Consider the following 16,783-nt stretch of genomic DNA (forward strand, 5'->3'; position numbering starts at 1 on the left):
GTTCGAAGGACGCCCACGGAGAGGCAGCGTTGACCAGCAAGCACCGGGCGGCCGTCCTCGGCTCGCCGATCGCCCACTCGCTCTCGCCGGACCTGCACCGGGCCGCCTTCGCGGCGCTCGGGCTGGACGGCTGGCGCTACGACCGCTTCGAGGTCGACGAGGCCGGGCTGCCCGGCTTCCTCGCCGGGCTGGACGAGGCCGAGTGGGCGGGGCTGTCGCTGACCATGCCGCTCAAGCGGGCCGTCATCCCGCTGCTCGACGAGGTGAGCGCGACGGCCCGCTCGGTGGACGCCGTCAACACCGTGGTGTTCACCGCGGACGGACGGCGCACCGGGGACAACACCGACGTCCCCGGCCTGGTGAACGCGCTGCGCGAGCGGGGGATCACCGAGGTGCCCGAGGCGGCCGTGCTCGGCGCCGGGGCGACCGCCTCCTCGGCGCTGGCGGCGCTCGCCCAGATCTGCTCCGGCGAGGTCACCGTCTACGTCCGCAGCCCCGAACGGGCGCGGGAGATGGCCGAGTTGGGCGAGCGGCTGGGCGTCGCGGTGCGCACCGCCGACTGGGCCCGCGGAGCCGAGGCGCTGGCGCGGCCGCTGACCGTCTCCACCACGCCGGTCGGCGCCACGGACGGCTTCGCCGCGGCGCTGCCGGGCGCGCCGGGCGCGCTGTTCGACGTGCTCTACCACCCGTGGCCGACCGCGCTGGCCGCCGCCTGCGCCGAGCGCGGGGCCACCGTGCTCGGCGGGCTGGACCTCCTGGTGCACCAGGCGGTGCTGCAGAGCGAGGCCTTCACCGGGCGCACGCCGGGCCCGCTGGCCGCGATGCGCGAAGCGGGGGAGAAGGCGCTCGCCGGGCAGTGACCGGCCGGGCACCGACCGGCCGCGCCGGTCCGAGGTGTGTCCACTTGCTGTCCGGCACGCGGACTGCGGCCCCGGTGCGCCGCCGCGGCATGAAAGGATTCGGACAGAAGGCACGCCCGGGCGGGCCCCGGCGGTGCCGTGGGCCGGTCCGCTGATGAAGGAGCTCCGTTGGGTACGTTGCGCTGGCTGACGGCGGGGGAGTCGCACGGCCCCGCACTCGTCGCGACGCTGGAGGGCCTGCCCGCCGGTGTACCGGTCACCACCGCCGTGGTGGCCGACGCGCTGGCGCGCCGCCGGCTCGGTTACGGCCGCGGCGCGCGGATGAAGTTCGAACAGGACGAGGTGACCTTCCTCGGCGGCGTCCGGCACGGCCTGACCATGGGCAGCCCGGTCGCGATCATGGTCGGCAACACCGAGTGGCCGAAGTGGGAGCAGGTCATGTCGGCCGACCCGGTCGACCCCGAGGTGCTGGCTGGCCTGGCCCGCAACGAGGCGCTCACCCGCCCCCGGCCCGGCCACGCGGACCTGGCCGGCATGCAGAAGTACTCGATCGAGGAGGCCCGGCCGATCCTGGAGCGCGCCAGCGCCCGGGAGACCGCCGCCCGCGTCGCGCTGGGCGCCGTCGCGCGCGCCTACCTGCGCGAGGTGGCCGGGATCGAGATCGTCAGCCACGTGGTCGAGCTGGCCGCCGCCAAGGCCCCGGCCGGCGTGCTGCCGCTGCCCTCGGACGAGCCCCGGCTGGACGCCGACCCGGTGCGCTGCCTGGACGCCGACGCCTCGAAGGCGATGGTCGCCGAGATCGACCAGGCCCACAAGGACGGCGACACCCTCGGCGGCGTGGTCGAGGTGCTGGCGTACGGCGTGCCGGTGGGCCTCGGCTCGCACGTGCACTGGGACCGCCGCCTCGACGCGCGGCTGGCCGCCGCGCTGATGGGCATCCAGGCGATCAAGGGCGTCGAGGTCGGCGACGGCTTCGAGCTGGCCCGGGTGCCCGGCTCGAAGGCGCACGACGAGATCGTGCCGACCCCCGAGGGCGTCAAGCGCACCTCCGGACGGGCCGGCGGCACCGAGGGCGGCCTGTCCACCGGCGAGGTGCTGCGGGTGCGCGCCGCGATGAAGCCGATCGCCACCGTGCCGCGGGCGCTGCAGACCCTGGACGTGCGGACCGGCGAGCCGGCCAAGGCGCACCACCAGCGGTCGGACGTCTGCGCCGTGCCGGCCGCCGGCATCGTCGCCGAGGCGATGGTCGCGCTGGTGCTGGCCGACGCGGTGAACGAGAAGTTCGGCGGCGACCACGTGTCCGAGACCCGCCGCAACGTGCAGGGCTACCTCGACCACCTGATCGTCCGATGACGAATCCCGTCGTGGTGCTGGTCGGGCCGCCCGGCAGTGGCAAGTCCACCGTCGGGCGGGCCCTGGCCGAGCGCCTGGGCGTCGGCTTCCGGGACACCGACGCCGACATCGAGTCGGCGGCCGGCAAGCCGATCCCGGAGATCTTCATCGACGAGGGCGAGCCGCACTTCCGCGCGCTGGAGGTGGCCGCCGTCCGGGCGGCCGCGACCGGGCACGGCGGCGTGCTGGCGCTCGGCGGCGGCGCGGTGATGGCCGAGGCCACCCGCGAGCTGCTGCGCGAGCTGCCGGTCGTGTTCCTGGAGGTCCCGCTGGCCGACGCCGTCAAGCGGGTCGGCCTGGACGCGCCGCGCCCGCTGCTGGCCGTCAACCCCCGCGCCCGCTGGCGCGAGCTGATGGAGGCCCGCCGCCCCCTCTACCTCGAGGTGGCCACCGCCGTCGTCGACACCGCCGGCCGCACCCCCGAGCAGGTCGCGGACGCCGTACTGGAAGCACTGGAGCTGAAGACCCCCCATGACTGACCCCATCGTCAGGATTCACGTCGGCGGCAGCGCCGGCCACGACCCGTACGACGTGCTGATCGGGCACCAGCTGCTCGGCGAGCTGGCGCCGCTGATCGGCGGCCGGGCGAAGCGGGTCGCGATCATCCACCCGGAGGCGCTGGCCGCCACCGCGGACGCGATCCGCGAGGACCTGGTCGCCGAGGGCTACGAGGCGATCGGCCTGCAGGTGCCGAACGCCGAGGACGCCAAGAGCGCCGAGGTCGCCGCGTACTGCTGGTCGGTGCTCGGGCAGACCGGCTTCACCCGCAGCGACGTGGTCGTCGGCCTCGGCGGCGGTGCCACCACCGACCTGGCCGGCTTCGTCGCCGCGACCTGGCTGCGCGGGGTGCGCTGGGTCTCGATGCCCACCACGCTGCTCGGCATGGTCGACGCGGCCGTGGGCGGCAAGACCGGCATCAACATCGCCGAGGGCAAGAACATGGTCGGCGCCTTCCACCCGCCGGTGGGCGTGCTGGCCGACCTCGGCACCCTGGAGACCGTGCCCAAGCACGACTACGTCTCCGGCCTCGCCGAGGTCATCAAGTGCGGCTTCATCGCCGACCCGGCCATCCTCGACCTGATCGAGGCCGACCCGGAGGGCGCCAAGTCCCCGGCCGGCCCGCACACCGTCGAGCTGATCCGCCGGGCCATCCAGGTCAAGGCCGACGTGGTCTCCGGGGACCTCAAGGAGTCCGGCCGGCGGGAGATCCTCAACTACGGCCACACCCTGGGCCACGCCATCGAGCGGGCCGAGCGGTACAAGTGGCGGCACGGCGCCGCGATCTCCATCGGCATGGTCTTCGCCGCCGAACTCGGCCGCCTGGCGGGCCGGTTGGACGACGAGACGGCCGACCGGCACCGCAGCGTGCTGGCCTCGGTCGGGCTGCCGCTGAGCTACCGGGCGGACGCCTGGCCGAAGTTGCTGGACGCGATGAAGATCGACAAGAAGTCGCGCGGCGACCTCATCCGCTTCATCGTCCTGGACGGCCTCGGCAAGACCTCCGTGCTGGAGGGCCCCGACCCGTCGCTGCTGGTCGCCGCGTACGCCGAGGTCTCCTCGTGACCAGGGTGATGGTGCTCAACGGCCCCAACCTGGGCCGGCTGGGCAGCCGCGAGCCCGACGTCTACGGCGCCACCTCGTACGCCGGGCTGGTCGAGCGCTGCACCGCGCTCGGCAAGGAGTTCGGCTTCGAGGTCGAGGTCCACGAGACCAACTCCGAGCAGCAGATGGTGGAGTGGCTGCACGAGGCGGCGGACGGGCAGGTGCCCGTGGTGATCAACCCGGGCGCGTTCACGCACTACTCGTACGCGATGCGGGACGCCGCCGCGCAGCGCACCGCTCCGCTGATCGAGGTGCACATCTCCAACCCGTACGCCCGGGAGGCGTTCCGGCACACCTCGGTGATCGCCGCGGTGGCCTCCGGCACCATCGCCGGGTTCGGGATCGGCTCGTACGAGCTGGCGCTGCGGGCGCTGGCGGAGCAGCTGACCACGCGCTGAGCGCGGGGGGCGAGGACCGGCCGAGGGCCCGGTGGCGGACTGTGCCCGCCGCCGGGCCGCCGTGTAGTGTCCCCGCTGAGAGGTGTCGGGAGGTTCCGTGACGCAGTACGCCGCAGGCGGGCAGGTCCCGCCGCGTCCCGCGGGTCCGCCGGTGCCGCCGGGGGGCGGTGCGGCGGTGTCGGGTCCGCCGGTGCCGCCGGGGGCGGGGGCGCCCGTTCCGCCGTCACCGCCGACGTCACCGCCGCCCGCGCCGCAGCCCGTGCCTGCGCCCGCGCCGCAGGCCGTGCCTGCGCCCGCGCCGCAGGCCGTGCCTGCGCCCGCGCCGCAGCCCGTGCCTGCGCCCGCGGCGCAGCCCGCGCCGGTGCCCGTTCACGCGACCGTGCAGCTGTCGACCGTGCCCGTTCCGCCCGGCGGCACCGGGCACTTCGTGCTGCCCCCCGGCACGCCCGTCCAGCTGCCCGCCCACCCGCCGCGCCCGCACGCGCCCGCCGGGCCGATCGCGGTGCTGCTGATCGGGCCCGCCGGGGCCGGCAAGACCACCGTCGCCCGGTACTGGGCCGAGCGGCGGCCCACGCCGACCGCCCACGTCAGCCTGGACGACGTCCGCGAGTGGGTGCAGTCCGGCTTCGCCAACCCGCAGGCCGGCTGGAACAACGCCTCCGAGGCGCAGTACCGGCTGGCCCGGCGCACCTGCGGCTTCGCCTGCCGCAACTACCTGGCCAACGGCATCTCGTGCATCATCGACGACGCCGTCTTCCCGGACCGCCCGGCGATCGGCCTCGGCGGCTGGAAGCGGCACATCGGCCCGGGCATGCTCCCGGTCGTGCTGCTGCCGAGCCTGGACTCGGTGCTGCGCCGCAACTCCCGGCGCAGCGGCAACCGGCGGCTCGGCGACGAGGAGGTGGCGCGCATCCACGGGCGGATGGCGGGCTGGTACAACTCCGGGCTGCCGATCATCGACAACTCGTACCTGGACGTCGCCGGGACGGCCGCCGAGCTGGACCGGGTGATCCTGGCGCGGCTGACGGGGATGCCGGTCCGCTGACCTCGGGGGTCCGGGGGCGCCCGGGCTGTCGGTGCCGGCTGGGATGATGGACCGGTCCAGTCGAACCGACCGTGGGGAGTCGCGCCCGTGCCGGAAGGCCACATCATCCACCGTCTCGCCGCCGAGAACCTGAAGGCCTTCGGCGGCCGCGCCGTCCGGGCCGCGAGCCCGCAGGGCCGCTTCGCCGACGAGGCGAAGGTGATCGACGGGCAGCTGCTCACGGGTGCGGAGGCCTTCGGCAAGCACCTGTTCCTCGGCTTCGAGGAGGGCGGCTGGGTGCACGTCCACCTCGGTCTGTACGGCGGCTTCACCTTCGGCACCGGCCCGGCGCCCGAGCCGGTGGGCCTGGTCCGGCTGCGGCTGGAGAACGAGGACGGCTACGCGGACCTGCGCGGTCCCAACACCTGCGCGCTGGTCACCGACGCCGAGAAGGCCGCGGTGGCCGCCCGGCTCGGCCCCGACCCGCTGCGTGCCGACGCCGAGCCGGAGGCCGCCTGGCGGCGGATATCGGGCAGCCGGACGACCGTCGCCGCGCTGCTGATGGACCAGAAGGTGCTGGCCGGGGTGGGCAACGTCTACCGGGCCGAGGTGCTGTTCCGGCACGGCATCGACCCGCACCGGGCCGGGCGGGACCTCACCCGGCGCGAGTGGGACGCGATCTGGGCGGACCTGGTCGCGCTGATGCGCGAGGGCGTCGGGGCCGGCCGGATCGACACCGTCCGCCCGGAGCACACCCCCGAGGCGATGGGCCGTCCGCCGCGGGTGGACGACCACGGCGGCGAGGTGTACGTCTACCGGCGCGCGGCCATGCCGTGCCTGGTCTGCGGCACGGAGGTGCGGACGGAGGAGCACGCCGCGCGGAACCTGTTCTGGTGCCCGTCCTGCCAGCAGGCCTGAGGCCGTCCGGCCGGGCGGGCCGCCGGGTCGGTCGCCGGGTCGGTCGCCGAGTGGGTCAGCAGACGGCGGCGGAGGGCTCGTTGTGCTCCCCGGCGACGCACTCGTCGAGCAGGGGGCGCATGCTCTCGTCCACGAGCCGGTAGCGCACCACGCGGCCGTCCTTGTCCCCGGTGACCACGCCCGCCGTCCGCAGCAGCCGCAGCGCCTGCGAGACGGCGGTGTCGCGCATGCCGGTGGCGACGGCGAGGTCGGACACGGCGAGCGCCCCGGCCCGGTGCAGGGCGAGCAGCAGGGCGAGCCGCCCGGGGTCGGCGAGCAGGGAGAAGCGCTCGGCCCAGGACCGGACGTGCGCGGGATCGCCGATCGCGGCGATGGCCTCGCAGACCCGGTGCCCGTCGATGGTGCGGTGGCCCGCGCGGTCGGCCGGTACGAGATGCATACCGACATTCTGGCAGGGCGGGCCCCTGTCGGCGGTCCGCCCGGGCCGGCGGCGCTACGCCGCCGCGAGCAGCAGGGTGCCGGCGACGGCGAGCCCGGCGCCGACCACCTGGACCGGGCGCAGCCGTTCCTTCAGCAGTCCGCGCGCCAGCAGCGCGGTGACCACCGGGTAGAGCGAGGCGAGCACGGCGGCCACCGCCGCCGAGCCGGCGTGCGCGGCCAGCGCGTACGCGGCGTTCCCGGCGACGTCGGCCAGCCCGACCGCGGTGAGCAGGGGCAGCCGGGAGCGCAGGTCCGGCAGCAGCCCGGCGGTGTCGGCGCCGCGCTGCTCGACCACCAGCGCGGCGCCGCCCACGGCGACGTTGACGAGCCGCTGGACGCACAGCACGAGCAGCAGCCCGCCGCCGGCCGAGGCCCGGGAGAGCAGGGCCATGTTGGCGCCGAAGCCGAACGCGGCGGCCAGGGTGAGCAGCAGGGCCGTGCGGGCGGCGGACGGCCCGCCGCGCTCGGGGCCGCCGGCCAGCACCACGCCGGCCACGGCCACCGCGATCCCGGCCAGCTGGCCGGGGCCGGGCCGCTCGCCGAGCGCGAGCCCGACGCCGACCGGCACCGCGACGCCCACGGTGGCCAGCGGGGACACCACGCCCATCGGGCCGAGCGCGAGTGCCCGGTAGAAGGCGAGCATCGCGAAGGGGCCGATCACTCCGGCGGCGACGGCGTACCAGAGCGCGGGGGAGGCGTCGGCCCAGCCGCCGGTGGCGAGGACGGCGAGCAGGAGGACGACGGTGGCCGTGGCCTGGGAGACGACCACGACGGCGAGCGCGGGCAGCCGGCGGGTGAGGACGCCGCCGCCGAAGTCGCCCAGGCCGGTGAGCAGGCTGGCAGTGAGGGCGAGCAGGGCGGTCACGGGAGGGACCGGGGGATCGAGGACAGCACGATGCACTCCGCAGTACAGTCGGGTGGACTTGTTGCCGGATCGGCAGCGTAGTGCACTGAACTGAACTCGGCCGAACAATATTCTGTACGTCTCGTACAGTGGACACCGGAGGGCTGCCCGCGTGCCGGACCCCGACCTCGTCTCCCGGGCGCTCGCCCGCAACCTCAAGCGGCTGCGCGCCGAGCGCGGCCACACCCTGGACGCCCTCGCCGCCCGCTCCGGGGTGAGCCGCGGCATGATCGTCCAGATCGAGCAGGGCCGTACCAACCCGAGCGTGGCCACCGTCGTCCGGCTCGGCGACGCGCTCGGCGTCTCGATCGCCACGCTGCTCGACTACGAGGAGGGGCCGGACGTCCGGATCATCCCCGGCGACCAGGCCGTCCCGCTCTGGACCGGCGTCAGCGGCGGGACGGGCACCCTGCTGCACGGGATCGAGGCGCCCGGGCCGCTGGAGCTGTGGGAGTGGCGGATGGAGCCGGGCGAGGAGTACTCCTCCGAGCCGCACCCGGCCGGGACGGTGGAGATCGTCCGGGTCGACGAGGGCGAGCTCACGCTGGTGCACGACGGCGCGGGCCACCCCGTCCCGGCCGGCAGCACGGTCTCCTTCGACGCGGCCTACGCGCACGTCTACCGCAACGCGGGGGACCGGGTGCTGCGGCTGACCATGGTGGTCTCCGTCCCGCCGCCGCGCTGAGGCGGCTCCGCGCGTGCCGAAGCGGCGCCTCCCCGCGGTGGGGGAGGCGCCGCTTCGCGTTGTCCGGCGCGGTTCAGCGCTCCTCGCGGAAGTCGACGTGCCGACCGGCCATCGGGTCGTACTTGCGCAGCACCATCCGGTCCGGGTCGTTCCGGCGGTTCTTGCGGGTCACGTACGTGTAGCCGGTGCCGGCGGTGGAGCGGAGCTTGATCACGGGGCGCAGTTCGCTGCGGGCCATCGGGGCCTCCTGGGGGTCGGGGGTGCGGTCGGCTCGAAACCGTACACCGAAATGGAAGTCATTTTCATGTGGTGTAACGTGAGCCCGGTCCTGCCCATTCCCGGATCCCCGGGTACCCGGACGCCAGGGAGCACCCATGTCCGCACACTGCCAACTCACCGGCCGCCGCCCCGGGTTCGGCAACGCGATCTCGCACTCGCACCGCCGCACCCCGCGCCGCTTCGACCCCAACATCCAGCGCAAGCGCTACTGGCTGCCCAGCGAGGGCCGGTACGTCCGGCTCGTGCTCAGCGCCAAGGGCATCCGCACCGTCGACGCGATCGGCGTCGAAGCCGCCGTCGCCCGCATCCGGGCGCGAGGGGGGAAGGTCTGATGGCCAAGCGGAGCAAGATCGCCAAGAACGAGCGGCGGCGCGCCCTCGTCGCCCGGTACGCCGAGCGCCGCGCCGAACTCAAGCGGGCCATCGCCCACCCCGGCACCGGCCCCGCCGAACGCGCCGCCGCCCTGGCCGAACTCGCCCGTCAGCCGCGCGACGCCAGCGCCACCCGGGTGCGCAACCGCGACGCCGTCGACGGCCGTCCGCGCGGCTACCTGCGCGCCTTCGGCCTCTCCCGGATCAACCTGCGGGCACACGCGCACGCCGGCCACCTGCCCGGCGTGCGCAAGGCCAGCTGGTGAGCGCCGTGGAAGCGGTCAGGCTGCCCGTGGTCGTGGTCGGCGGCCTGCACGCCGACGAACGCCGCGATGCCGTCCGGGAGTTGGCGGAGGCGGCGGTGGACGCCGTGATCCTGCGGCACGACCTGCGGGACGCCGCGCGCGGCCTCGTCCACCGCGAACTGCGCGACGGGCGCGGCGCGTTCGACCGGGCCGAGGTGCCGCTGCCCAACGACTGCCCCTGCTGCGCCCTGCGCGAGGACCTGCTGCCCAGGCTGCTGGACTTCGCCGAGAACGGCCGGTACGGGCTCGCGATCGTCGAGCTCTGGGGCGGCAGCGACCCGCACCCCGCCGTCGAGGTGATCGCCGGGGGAGAGGCGGACGGGCGCTGCGCGGCCGACCTGCTGGAGATCGCGGGCGTCGTCACCGCCGTCGACCCGGACCGGCTGCTCGGCGAACTCTCCGTCCCCGACGAGCTGGTGGAGCACGGCGAGCACACCGCCCGGCAGGACCGGCGGACCCGGGCGGAGGCGCTCGCCCACCAGGTCGAGTACGCCACCACCCTCGCCGTGCCGCGCGCCACCGCGCACGCGCCGGGGCTCGCGCTGCTGCGACAGCTCCACCCCACCGCCCGGATCGTCCGGCTCGGCAGCGGCGCGCTCACCCGGGCCGCGCTCGGCGGCTTCGACGTCCCCGCCGCCCGCGACCGCGTCAACCCGGCGATCGCGCTGCTCCCCCAGGAGGGCGACGAGGCCGGCGTCGCCACGCTCGTCTGGGAACGGCGCCGGCCCCTGCACCCGGACCGGCTGCACCGGGCGCTCGACCTGCTCGTCCCGGCCGCGCAGCGCAGCCGAGGACGGTTCTGGCTCGCCAACCGGCCCGCGCTGATGCTCGGGTGGGACGCGGCCGGGGCCAACCTCGCCGTCGAGGAGTGCGGGCCCTGGCTCGGCTCCGTGCCCGACGCCGTCTGGGACCTCTACCCGCCGGCCCGCCGGGCGGCCGCCGCCCTCGACTGGCACCCCGTGCACGCCGACCGGGTGCAGCAGCTCAGCTTCACCGCGCACGGGCTGGACGTCGACGGCATCACCGAGCTGCTCGACTCCTGCCTGCTCACCGACGCCGAACTCGCCGCCGGCGAACCGGGCTGGAAGGCCCTGCCGGACGGCTTCCAGGACCTGCTCGACCCCGTCTGCTGAAGGAGCCGCCCGTGCGCCGACGACCCGCCCCCTCGAAGACCCGGCCCGACCCGCTGACGGCGGCCGGCATCGAATACATCGACTACCAGGACACCGACCTGCTGCGCCGCTTCGTCTCCGACCGGGGCAAGATCCGCAGCCGCAGGGTCACCCGGCTCACCGTTCAGCAGCAGCGGGCGATGGCCCGGGCGATCAAGAACGCCCGCGAGATGGCCCTCCTCCCGTACGCCTCCGGAACCAACCGATAGGAGCCCCCGATGGCAGTCCCCAAGCGCAGGACCTCCCGCAGCAACACCCGGCACCGCCGCGCCCAGTGGAAGGCGAAGGCCCCCAGGCTCGTCCCCGTCACCCTCAACGGCCGCGAGTTGCTCGTCCCGCAGAACCTCGTCCCCGCCTACCGGCGCGGGCTGCTGGGGGAGGAGGAGGCGTAGGCCGCCGCGCGGGCGGCGAGGCGGGGGGAGGAGGGGCGCGGCCGATGGGGTCGCCCCCGGCTGCCGGGGCGGGGGCCGTTCGGCGGGCGGGGTGGGGCGGGGGTCCGTAGGCTCGACGCATGGTGGATGCGTACGCGGCGCGGCGGGAGCGGGTGCGGGAGCACTGCGGTGCGGCCGGGGCCGATGCGGCGCTGATCACCCGGGCGGCGAACGTGCGGTACCTGACGGGCTGCGCGCCGTGCGGGGCGACGGTGCTGCTGACCCGCGAGGAGGTGCTGCTGGCGCTGCCGGACGACCTGCCGCCGGACGATTCGGGCGAGCACCTGATCGCCCCCGACGTCGCCCAGCTGCCGGTCTCGGCCGGGGCGGACACCGCGCTGGCCGCCGCCGCGGCGGCCGTCCGGCTGGGGGTGGCGGGCCTGGCGGTGGAGGAGCACGACCTGACCGTGAGTCGGCACCGGGCGGTGGCGGCGCTGGCCGAGGGGGCCCGGCTGACGGACCTCGGGCAGGTGGTCGAGCGGCTGCGGGTGGTCAAGGACGAGCACGAGATCGCCGACCTGCGGATCGCCGCCGAGATCGCCGACCAGGCGCTCGGCGAGCTGCTGGAGTCGATCCTGGTCGGCCGCACCGAGCGGCACCTGGCGATGGAGCTGGAGCGCCGGATGATCGACCACGGCGCGGACCGGGCGGCCTTCCCGGTCTCGGTCGGCACCGGCACCCACTCCGGCCAGCCCGCCCACCAGCCGACCGACCGCCGGGTGGAGGAGGGCGACTTCCTCACCGTCGTGCTGGGCGCCCAGTACCGGGGTTACGGCGTCTCGACGGCCCGGACCTTCGTGATCGGCGCGGCCCCCGCGCCCTGGCAGGTCGAGCTGCACCGGCTGGTCTTCCGCGCGCAGCGGGCCGGCCGGGAGGCGCTGGAGCCGGGGGTGGAGCTGTCCGTGCCCGACCGGGCCGCGCGGCAGGTGCTGGAGGCGGCCGGCCACACCGAGCCGTCCCCGCGCCCGATCGGGCACGGCATCGGGCTGGAGATCCGGGAGGCGCCGCGCCTCGGCCCGGCGGACATGGGTAAACTGGACAGCCGCGTACCGGTCACCGTCGGTCCGGGAGTCCACCTCCCGGGCAAGGGTGGTGTCCGGATCGAGGACACGCTCGTCGTGCGCCCCCTCGAGGAGGGCGGGCCCGAGCTGCTCACCATCACCACCAAGGAGCTCCTCGCCCTGTGACGGCGGCCCCTGACGGCCGCCGGCGGCAGGACGCAAGCCTTGGTTCCTTGACAGCTATATCCAGGAGTAAGTGCGCCCGTGGCTTCCACGAACGATCTCAAGAACGGCATGGTCCTCAAGCTGGAGGGCGGCAAGCTCTGGTCCGTCGTCGAGTTCCAGCACGTCAAGCCCGGCAAGGGCCCGGCCTTCGTGCGTACCAAGCTCAAGGAGGTCCTGACCGGCAAGGTCGTCGACAAGACCTTCAACGCGGGCACCAAGGTCGAGACCGCCAACGTCGACAAGCGCGGCATGCAGTTCTCGTACAAGGACGGCGAGAACTTCGTGTTCATGGACATGGACACCTACGACCAGCTGACGGTCGAGCCGGCCGTCGTCGGCGACGCCGCCAAGTACCTGCTGGAGGGCTTCGAGGCCCTGGTCGCCACCAACGAGGGCGCGGTGCTCTACATCGAGCTCCCGGCCGCCGTCGAGCTGACCATCGAGCACACCGAGCCGGGCGTCCAGGGCGACCGCTCCACCGGTGGCACCAAGCCGGCCACCCTGGAGACCGGTGCGGAGATCCAGGTCCCGCTCTTCGTCGTCACCGGCGAGAAGGTCAAGGTCGACACCCGCGACGGCAGCTACCTCGGCCGGGTGAAGTAAGTCCGTGTCGGCCGCACGTAGCAAGGCCCGCACCCGGGCCTTCCAGATCCTCTTCGAGGCCGACCACCGCGGGGTCGACCCGCAGCAGGTCCTCGCCGACTGGGTGGCCCGCGCCCGCGAGCCCAAGCCCGACGAGGGCACCCCGCAGGTCGCCGAGTACACGATGGAGCTCGTCGAGGGGTACGTCCAGCACGCTCGCCGCATCGACGAGCTGATCTCGCAGTACGCGGTGGGCTGGACCCTCGACCGGATGCCGATCGTGGACCGCAACGTCCTGCGCCTCGGCGCGTACGAGCTGATCTGGGAAGACGGCGTCCCGGACGCGGTCGTCCTGGACGAGGCCGTCGAGATCGCCAAGGAGTTCTCCACGGACGACTCCCCGGCCTTCGTCAACGGTCTGCTGGCCCGCTTCCTGGAGCTGAAGCCGAGCATCCGCCGGTAGTCCTCCGGAAGGCGACGCACGAACGCACGGCCGCCGGACCCGAACCTCGTTCCGGGTCCGGCGGCCGTTCCGCGCTTCACCCGCGCGGCGTATGGTGGTGCCCTATGGTGGTTCCCTACTCGCCGGTAACTTGACGCCGGTAACCCGTCGAAGGGCAGGCCACCCCCATGACCACCGTGACCCGCAGCGAGTTCGACCAGGGCATCGCCCTCACCAGACACGCCGAGGAGCCCGGCCGCTACGACGGCGACCTGGGCGCCGGCTGGCAGATCGGCGGCGGCGTCAACGGCGGGCTGCTGCTCGCCGTGGCCGCCCACGCGCTCTCGCTGGAGCACGGGCAGCACGCGGCGCACCCGGACCCGATCTCGGTCAGCGGCTACTACCTCTCCGCCTCCACCCCCGGCCCGGCCACCGTCCGCACCGAGGTGCTGCGCACCGGTCGCGGCCTGTCCACCGGCACCGCCTCGCTCAGCCAGGACGGCGTCGAGCGGCTGCGGGTGGTGGCCAGCCACGGCGACCTCGCCACCGCGGACGGCGAGGTGCGCACCACGGCCACCCCGCCCCAGCTCCCGCCGCCGGACCAGTGCATCGGCATCGAGCACGCCCCCCGGCAGCTGGTCGAGCAGGCCGCCCTGCTGGAGCGCTTCGACCTGCGGCTCGACCCGGCCGCGGTCGGCTGGGCGCTCGGGCAGCCCTCCGGCCAGGGGCGGATCCAGGGCTGGTTCCGGCTCGCGGACGGCCGCCAGCCCGACCCGCTGATGCTCCTGCTGGTCGCCGACGCGCTGCCGCCCGTCACCTTCGACCTCGGCCTGCCGGGCTGGGCCCCGACCGTCGAGCTGACCGTGCACCTGCGCGCCAAGCCCGCCCCGGGCTGGCTGCGGGTCGTGCACGCCACCCGCAACCTGGCCGGCGGGTACTTCGAGGAGGACGCCGAGGTCTGGGACGAGACCGGCCGCCTCGTCGCGCAGTCCCGGCAGCTGGCCCGGGTGCCGCGCGGCCAGGGCTGACGCCCGGGGCCCTGCGCCGAAAATTCCGACTTACGTTCGGTTACATTCCTGTGACACGCCGTACGTGTGCGGCGCGCGCGGGTGGGGAGGAAGACGGTCGGCGGCACGCCCGCCGTCGACCGTCACCCGCCGATGCCAGGAGCCACCGATGAGTAGCCACCAGGGCCGCGCCCGCCGTAACTCCGACTGCACCGCGGGCGGCTCGCGGCCCGTCGCGCGGGCGCCGCACCGGCGGCAGCGGGCCGAGGGCGCCGACCAGGCCTTCGTCATCGGGGTGCTCACCAACGCCGCGGACTTCGCCCGGGCCCGCGCCTGGGGCGTCACCGACGCCCCCGACTTCGAGCGCTACCTGGCCGACACCGCCGAGCTGCTGGCCGACGCGCTGGAGCGCTTCGACACCGTCCGGGCCCGGATGTTCCACCCGCAGGACTTCGCCGAGTTCTGCCTGCTGCACGGCCTGGACCCGGCCGAGGCCGCCGCCCGCGACCGCTACCTGGTCAACCCGCCGCTGCGCACCCAGCTGCTGCCCTACCAGGGCGAGGAGCTGGCCGGGGACTACCTGCCGCGGCTGGTCCGGGCCCGCGAGAACGGGCTGACGCTCTGCCACGCCGACCTGCTGCTCGACGGCGCCCTGTACGGCGCGGCGCAGGGCGCGGAGGGCGAGGCCGACGAGGAGCACGTGCGCTGGGTGCGGTCCGCCTACCAGCGCGGCGGCGAGGTGTTCCGCCGGATGCTGGTCGGCGCGGGCGCCGGGGTGTACGAGCTGCGGCTGCGGGTGGACGCGCCGGGCGGACGGCTGACGGCGGCGGCGCGGGTGCTCCAGTGGGAGGACGGCGTGGTGCGGATCAACGACGAGGACCTGGAGCTGGTCTGCGCGGTGCTGTGCGCCGGTCTGGCGCTGGAGCTGCCGGGGGTCGCGGTGCTGCACGGCTCGCAGGGCTCGGCGGCGACCTGCGGGGAGTACCTGCCGGCGGCCTGGGCCTGGTCGAGCGGCGGGCCGGACTGGGGCCCGGCGGCCCGGCCGGTGCGGCTGGACGGCGTGGCCGCCCGGCCCGGCTACAGCCTGGGCACGGTCTGCTGACCGTGCGGCGGCGGGGAACGCCGCGGCGCGGCCCCGGGTCTCCCGGGGCCGCGCCGCGCAACGCAGGGACGTTTCTGCGCCTCTGCTGAATGCTCCCGTGCGGACTGCTGGGTGCCTCCGCCGGCGGGAGCCGGTGCGGTCGGCCTCAGCCGGCCTCCTCCTCGCGCACCGCACGGCGCGCGTCGGGGTTCAGCACGCCCCAGGAGATGAGCTGCTCGGTGAGGATCGACGGCGACTGGTCGTAGATGACCGCCAGGGTGCGCAGGTCGTCCTGGCGGATCGACAGCACCTTGCCGTTGTAGTCGCCGCGCTGGCTCTGGATGGTCGCCGCGTAGCGCTGCAGCGGGCCGGCCTTCTCGGACGGAACCTGAGTCAGTCTTTCGAGGTCGAGGACCAGGCGCGGCGGCGGCTCGGCCGCGCCGCCGGGGGTGCCGCCGGGCAGCAGCTCCTGCACCGGGACGCCGTAGAACTCCGCCAGTTCGGCCAGCCGCTGCACGGTGACCGCACGGTCGCCGCGCTCGTACGAGCCGACGACGACTGCCTTCCAGCGCCCCTGGGACTTCTCCTCGACACCGTGCAGGGAGAGCCCCTGCTGAGTGCGGATCGCTCGGAGCTTGCCTCCGAGCTGCTTCGCGTAGTCGCTGGACATTGATCTCCCCGGACGAGATTGCTTCGCGTTCAGTAGTGGGTCACGGGCGATTGTCGACGCCGTTACCGGTGGGTTCGACGTCCATCTCGTAACTCACTGTGAGGTTACGTAGAGTAAGGTAGTTGCGTCAAGCCGAATGGGGCACCCGTGCGAATGGACCGCATCGTCGGCGCATCCGCGGCGTGAACCCGGTGAAGCGGAATGATGGAGGTCTGTTTGCCTCCAGGCTCGCTGATAGGATGACCCGAAGTCCACGCCCGGTCGGCGTGGCACCCCCCAGGCATCCTTTAAGGCCCGTCCCGTGAGGCGGGGAAGGAGGTCCGCTTCGGCATGACCACACATCGAGAACCGACGCCGCGCCCGCCGCACCAGGTGCTGGACGGCACGGACATCACCCGGGTCGTCACCCGGATAGCGCACGAGATCGTCGAGCGCGCCAAGGGCGCGGAGGACGTCGTGCTGCTCGGCATCCACACCAGGGGTGTCCACCTCGCCCGGCGGCTGCACGCCCGGCTGGCCCAGATCACCGGCCGCGAGATCCCGCTCGGCACCCTGGACATCACCATGTACCGGGACGACCTGCGGCTGAAGCCCGCCCGGGCCCTGGAGCACACCGAGATCCCGCCCGGCGGCATCGACGGCAAGCTCGTCATCCTCGTGGACGACGTGCTCTTCTCCGGCCGCACCATCCGGGCCGCGCTCGACGCGCTCAACGACATCGGCCGCCCGCGCGCCGTCCAGCTGGCCGTCCTGGTCGACCGCGGCCACCGCGAGCTGCCGATCCGGGCCGACTACGTGGGCAAGAACCTCCCCACCTCGCTGCGCGAGGCCGTGCAGGTGCGGCTGTCCGACTCCGACGGCGTGGACGCCGTCCTGGTCGGGGACCGTGACTTCGCCTCCCGCAGTTCGCAAGCCATGGCCGCCGAGCCGTCCGCACCGCACCTCCCGGAGTAA

23 protein-coding genes are annotated in these 16,783 nt (G+C 74.7%); 19 read left to right on the forward strand and 4 right to left on the reverse strand.

All coding sequences use genetic code 11. The features are described 5' to 3' along the window. Positions 1-29: 29 nt before the first annotated feature. From AB2U05_RS27410 to AB2U05_RS27440, 7 genes are all read left to right on the forward strand, one after another. Positions 30-860 carry a shikimate dehydrogenase gene (locus AB2U05_RS27410; RefSeq protein ID WP_369184511.1) on the forward strand — a complete coding sequence of 277 codons (831 nt, stop codon included), beginning with the start codon at positions 30-32 and terminating at the stop codon, positions 858-860. 168 nt (positions 861-1,028) lie between these two features. Then, the gene (gene aroC / locus AB2U05_RS27415; RefSeq protein WP_369184512.1) at positions 1,029-2,213 is read left to right on the forward strand and encodes a chorismate synthase; all 1,185 of its coding nucleotides are present in this window, start codon (positions 1,029-1,031) and stop codon (positions 2,211-2,213) included. Further along, positions 2,210-2,731, forward strand: coding sequence for a shikimate kinase (locus AB2U05_RS27420; protein ID WP_045700504.1), 522 nt, complete (start codon positions 2,210-2,212; stop codon positions 2,729-2,731). Before aroC ends, AB2U05_RS27420 begins: the two co-directional genes overlap by 4 nt. Then, a complete protein-coding gene (aroB, locus tag AB2U05_RS27425) occupies positions 2,724-3,815 on the forward strand; it encodes a 3-dehydroquinate synthase (RefSeq protein WP_045700502.1) in 1,092 nt (363 codons plus the stop codon). The genes AB2U05_RS27420 and aroB overlap by 8 nt, the downstream gene beginning before the upstream one ends. 8 nt (positions 3,816-3,823) lie before the next feature. After that, on the forward strand, positions 3,824-4,252 hold the full coding sequence (gene aroQ, locus AB2U05_RS27430; protein ID WP_045700577.1) for a type II 3-dehydroquinate dehydratase: 429 nt from the start codon (positions 3,824-3,826) through the stop codon (positions 4,250-4,252). 97 nt (positions 4,253-4,349) lie between these two features. Continuing rightward, a complete protein-coding gene (locus AB2U05_RS27435; RefSeq protein ID WP_369184513.1) occupies positions 4,350-5,297 on the forward strand; it encodes an AAA family ATPase in 948 nt (315 codons plus the stop codon). A gap of 87 nt (positions 5,298-5,384) precedes the next feature. Next, positions 5,385-6,194: an Fpg/Nei family DNA glycosylase gene (locus AB2U05_RS27440; protein ID WP_045700498.1), complete on the forward strand. Its 810-nt coding sequence runs from the start codon at positions 5,385-5,387 to the stop codon at positions 6,192-6,194. A 55-nt stretch (positions 6,195-6,249) separates the two neighbouring features. On the opposite strand, the gene AB2U05_RS27445 is transcribed toward AB2U05_RS27440, so the two are convergent. Then, the gene (locus AB2U05_RS27445; RefSeq protein WP_045700496.1) at positions 6,250-6,633 is read right to left on the reverse strand and encodes a metalloregulator ArsR/SmtB family transcription factor; all 384 of its coding nucleotides are present in this window, start codon (positions 6,631-6,633) and stop codon (positions 6,250-6,252) included. Between the two features lie 54 nt (positions 6,634-6,687). Further along, positions 6,688-7,539 carry an EamA family transporter gene (locus AB2U05_RS27450; protein ID WP_045700494.1) on the reverse strand — a complete coding sequence of 284 codons (852 nt, stop codon included), beginning with the start codon at positions 7,537-7,539 and terminating at the stop codon, positions 6,688-6,690. 151 nt (positions 7,540-7,690) lie between these two features. On the opposite strand from AB2U05_RS27450, the gene AB2U05_RS27455 reads away from it, so the two are divergent. Then, positions 7,691-8,263, forward strand: coding sequence for a helix-turn-helix domain-containing protein (locus AB2U05_RS27455; protein ID WP_369184514.1), 573 nt, complete (start codon positions 7,691-7,693; stop codon positions 8,261-8,263). A 73-nt stretch (positions 8,264-8,336) separates the two neighbouring features. Here the strand turns inward: AB2U05_RS27455 and rpmG are convergent, their stop codons facing one another. Beyond that, the gene (gene rpmG, locus AB2U05_RS27460) at positions 8,337-8,501 is read right to left on the reverse strand and encodes a 50S ribosomal protein L33 (RefSeq protein WP_045700490.1); all 165 of its coding nucleotides are present in this window, start codon (positions 8,499-8,501) and stop codon (positions 8,337-8,339) included. 136 nt (positions 8,502-8,637) lie between these two features. On the opposite strand from rpmG, the gene rpmB reads away from it, so the two are divergent. The 10 genes from rpmB to AB2U05_RS27510 all read left to right on the forward strand — a co-directional run bounded on the left by rpmB (position 8,638) and on the right by AB2U05_RS27510 (position 15,180). Next, entirely contained in the window at positions 8,638-8,874 is a 237-nt protein-coding gene (gene rpmB, locus AB2U05_RS27465) for a 50S ribosomal protein L28 (protein ID WP_045700488.1), read from the forward strand. Further along, complete coding sequence (gene rpsN / locus AB2U05_RS27470) at positions 8,874-9,179, forward strand: 30S ribosomal protein S14 (RefSeq protein WP_369184515.1); 306 nt, start codon at positions 8,874-8,876, stop codon at positions 9,177-9,179. The genes rpmB and rpsN overlap by 1 nt, the downstream gene beginning before the upstream one ends. Next, on the forward strand, positions 9,176-10,351 hold the full coding sequence (locus tag AB2U05_RS27475; protein WP_244178936.1) for a GTP-binding protein: 1,176 nt from the start codon (positions 9,176-9,178) through the stop codon (positions 10,349-10,351). Before rpsN ends, AB2U05_RS27475 begins: the two co-directional genes overlap by 4 nt. A gap of 11 nt (positions 10,352-10,362) precedes the next feature. Next, positions 10,363-10,599, forward strand: coding sequence for a 30S ribosomal protein S18 (rpsR, locus tag AB2U05_RS27480; protein ID WP_369184516.1), 237 nt, complete (start codon positions 10,363-10,365; stop codon positions 10,597-10,599). A gap of 9 nt (positions 10,600-10,608) precedes the next feature. Further along, complete coding sequence (gene rpmF / locus AB2U05_RS27485) at positions 10,609-10,782, forward strand: 50S ribosomal protein L32 (protein ID WP_369184517.1); 174 nt, start codon at positions 10,609-10,611, stop codon at positions 10,780-10,782. A gap of 119 nt (positions 10,783-10,901) precedes the next feature. Continuing rightward, complete coding sequence (locus tag AB2U05_RS27490) at positions 10,902-12,008, forward strand: Xaa-Pro peptidase family protein (RefSeq protein ID WP_045692865.1); 1,107 nt, start codon at positions 10,902-10,904, stop codon at positions 12,006-12,008. 78 nt (positions 12,009-12,086) lie between these two features. Further along, positions 12,087-12,650: an elongation factor P gene (gene efp, locus AB2U05_RS27495; RefSeq protein WP_045692866.1), complete on the forward strand. Its 564-nt coding sequence runs from the start codon at positions 12,087-12,089 to the stop codon at positions 12,648-12,650. A 4-nt stretch (positions 12,651-12,654) separates the two neighbouring features. Then, positions 12,655-13,092 (forward strand): transcription antitermination factor NusB, encoded by a 438-nt coding sequence (gene nusB, locus AB2U05_RS27500; protein WP_045692867.1) that lies wholly within the window; start codon positions 12,655-12,657, stop codon positions 13,090-13,092. Between the two features lie 167 nt (positions 13,093-13,259). After that, complete coding sequence (locus tag AB2U05_RS27505) at positions 13,260-14,099, forward strand: thioesterase family protein (protein ID WP_045692868.1); 840 nt, start codon at positions 13,260-13,262, stop codon at positions 14,097-14,099. Positions 14,100-14,247: 148 nt separating this feature from the next. Then, positions 14,248-15,180 (forward strand): hypothetical protein, encoded by a 933-nt coding sequence (locus tag AB2U05_RS27510; RefSeq protein ID WP_045692869.1) that lies wholly within the window; start codon positions 14,248-14,250, stop codon positions 15,178-15,180. A gap of 145 nt (positions 15,181-15,325) precedes the next feature. Here AB2U05_RS27510 and AB2U05_RS27515 read toward each other — a convergent pair whose 3' ends face one another. Further along, a complete protein-coding gene (locus AB2U05_RS27515) occupies positions 15,326-15,829 on the reverse strand; it encodes a transcriptional regulator (RefSeq protein WP_045692870.1) in 504 nt (167 codons plus the stop codon). Between the two features lie 330 nt (positions 15,830-16,159). Between AB2U05_RS27515 and pyrR the strand changes: the two genes are divergently transcribed. Further along, on the forward strand, positions 16,160-16,783 hold the full coding sequence (gene pyrR / locus AB2U05_RS27520) for a bifunctional pyr operon transcriptional regulator/uracil phosphoribosyltransferase PyrR (RefSeq protein WP_045692871.1): 624 nt from the start codon (positions 16,160-16,162) through the stop codon (positions 16,781-16,783).

The organism is Streptomyces sp. Y1 (assembly GCF_041053115.1).
GTDB classification, from domain to species: domain Bacteria; phylum Actinomycetota; class Actinomycetes; order Streptomycetales; family Streptomycetaceae; genus Kitasatospora; species Kitasatospora rubellomurina.